The sequence below is a fragment of the Microcystis sp. M_QC_C_20170808_M9Col genome (assembly GCF_007095495.1).
GTDB lineage: Bacteria > Cyanobacteriota > Cyanobacteriia > Cyanobacteriales > Microcystaceae > Microcystis > Microcystis aeruginosa.
In genome coordinates, this window is the sequence record NZ_SFBZ01000053.1 from 1 (window position 1) to 2,536 (window position 2,536).

General features: G+C 40.5%; 3 pseudogenes. 1 reads left to right on the forward strand and 2 read right to left on the reverse strand.

The features are described from left to right. Window positions 1-113: 113 nt before the first annotated feature. Window positions 114-821, forward strand: a pseudogene (locus tag EWV68_RS03535) (Calx-beta domain-containing protein); the annotation flags it as partial. Window positions 822-854: 33 nt separating this feature from the next. On the opposite strand, the pseudogene EWV68_RS22030 reads toward EWV68_RS03535, so the two are convergent. Together EWV68_RS22030 and EWV68_RS03550 are read right to left on the reverse strand one after the other, a co-directional pair. Beyond that, window positions 855-2,024: pseudogene (locus tag EWV68_RS22030) on the reverse strand (ISKra4-like element ISMae18 family transposase). Window positions 2,025-2,053: 29 nt separating this feature from the next. Beyond that, window positions 2,054-2,536: pseudogene (locus EWV68_RS03550) on the reverse strand (ISL3 family transposase); the annotation flags it as partial.

The window sequence follows — 2,536 nt, forward strand, 5'->3', positions numbered from 1 at the left end:
TCACTTATCATTTTCGTTATTTAGGTCATATATGGTAAATATGACTTATCTTTTTTTGGAGTCTGTGTCTGTATTTTATGCTACATAAGCTTTTCAGCTTGCTTGTCCCCCTGTCAGTTCTCAATGACGATACCAGTGTGACTCTTGCGGTTTCTCCTAGTAGTGTTACTGAAGACGGGACAAGTAATCTCATCTACATCTTCACTCGTACCGGAGTAACAAGTAATGCTTTAACGGTTAACTATAGTATTGGTGGGACAGCAACCAACGGAACCGATTACACTTTGCTTCCTACCAGTGTCACCTTCGAGGCTAATTTTACAACTGCGACTGTAACAGTTGACCCGACTGCTGATACTACTGTTGAAGCGGATGAAACCGTCGCTTTAACCCTCACTGCGGGGACTGATTATACGATAGGTACGACTACTCCAGTTACGGGGACAATTACGAATGATGATCTCATACTTCCTAGTATTACTCTTGCGATTTCTCCTAGTAGTGTTACTGAAGACGGGACAAGTAATCTCATCTATATCTTCATTCGTACAGGAGATACAACTAACCCCTTAACTGTTAACCATAGTATTGGTGGGACAGCAACCAACGGAACCGATTACACTTTGCTTCCTACCAGTGTCACCTTCGAGGCTAATTCTGCGATTGCTACCGTAACCGTTGATTCCACTGCTGACACAATAGTAGAAAGTGATGAAACTGTCATTTTAACCCTCGCTGCGGGGACAGGTTATACAGTAGGTACTCCTAACGCAGCCACGGGGACAATTACCAATGATGATACCAGTGTCACCTCGCAACTGGGAGCATCCCAGTTTTGCAATGAGTAAAAATACTCAGGCAATATCGCCGTTGAGATAAGCACAACGTAGCTTCAAATACTGAGGAACATTCTCTGCTTTCCATTGTGCTCCCACAATTTTCATTCTTGCACCTATTTGCTTAATCTTTGACTCTACACTTCCAGAACCGATGCAAATCCCTTGTGATTGATAGAGTTCGTAATTGGGTATTCTTTCTCGATGTTTATCGACATATTTGGTGAAATTTATAGCCTGTTTCTTTTTGCATCCCTCTAATTCCTCTAAAACTCTTTTCACCTCTCCTTTCCATAAATTCTCTTTGATTCTATTCAGACGCTTGTTTGACCCGCCTATTTTATTCATATTCTCTACTAAATGATACCGGCTCTTCGGTTTGTGTTATGCAATGGACGGGGGTTATAAGGGATGGAACCCTTATAGAGAAAGGCATTTAGCGATTTTTGTTAATTGTTTTTGATATAGAGCGAACTAATCAATTAAGTCTCTTACCAGATAAGGATTTAGTCGATTTATGCCCCCCTATCGAACCATACCAAGTATGACCATCTCCTAAACAGGTGACTACCTCTGTTAAGGGCTGACGGTTCACCCATTCGAGTAATTCTTCATTTTGCTGAAAAAATCCCGCACATTCTTGACCATGCAGACTTACTGCTTTGTAATCTCTCCATTGACTCGGTTGTCCTTTGGGCGTTCTGATTCTGACTTTTCCTCCATCTACACTCAATGCTTCTACCGGACTCTTTGCTTCTGCTTCCTCAAATTTATATCTTTGTACAAGCCTCTGTTGACTACTGCCTGAAACTGCCATTCCTGTCGCCATTTTGAGATCTTTTTCCGCATCTTCAAAAGAGACTTTAGCCACTGCTCCTAAGCAACATTTCTCCAGCATGGGACTTAATCGATTATTCTTGCTTAATCCTAGTTTATCGGCTTGTTTCTCGCTTATCTTGACTTTCCCTATGATACTGCTTACGCTTTTGGTTCGCCCTGCTTGGGTTCCTGTTGCTGATTCAAAAAAAAATTGCCTATGGCAGGACCCAATGTAGTCAGCCAATGGTCTCGCAGGGCGGTTTCAATGCCCTCAAAGCTACGTAGTTGTTCTTCTGGGGTATTATCGACTAGAATTTGAGCAATGGCTTTTAAATGTTGATCTAGTTGTTCTTTTTGGTCTGTATTCATGATTCTACCGTTTAATTTTGGGATGCTCCCCCCTCTGTCGGATTCTCTGAGGTTTCATAAATCTTTCTAAATTCTTCCTTTAATTCCTGCATCTTTTTCAAATTTGGGGATTTTTCTTTGATAGCTTCTAGTTTGATTTTTTGAGTTTCCGTTAAATCTTCTTCATTTTTTAACAGACTATATTTACTTCGCTTTAAAACTTCTAGCTTCGCTTCTTTTTCCGCTTTCTGTTTTTTATTTTTCTGCGCTTATACGGCTCTTTTTTCCGCTCTTCTCTGTTCGTCTAACTCTTGATTAATTTGTTTCATTACATGGAATCTATCGGCGACTACTTCAACCGATGGCATCAATTCTTTCACCAAATTTTTATAGGGCAACCAAAGGTCTATGCTCACTTCTTCAATTTGCTCTAACACCTCTTTTCCCCAGCCTGTAAGCGTTTTCCTCAATTCTTCTTGTGTTCGCTTCTCTAGAATAGCTATTAGTTTTCCCGTATCTAAATTTACTAAAAC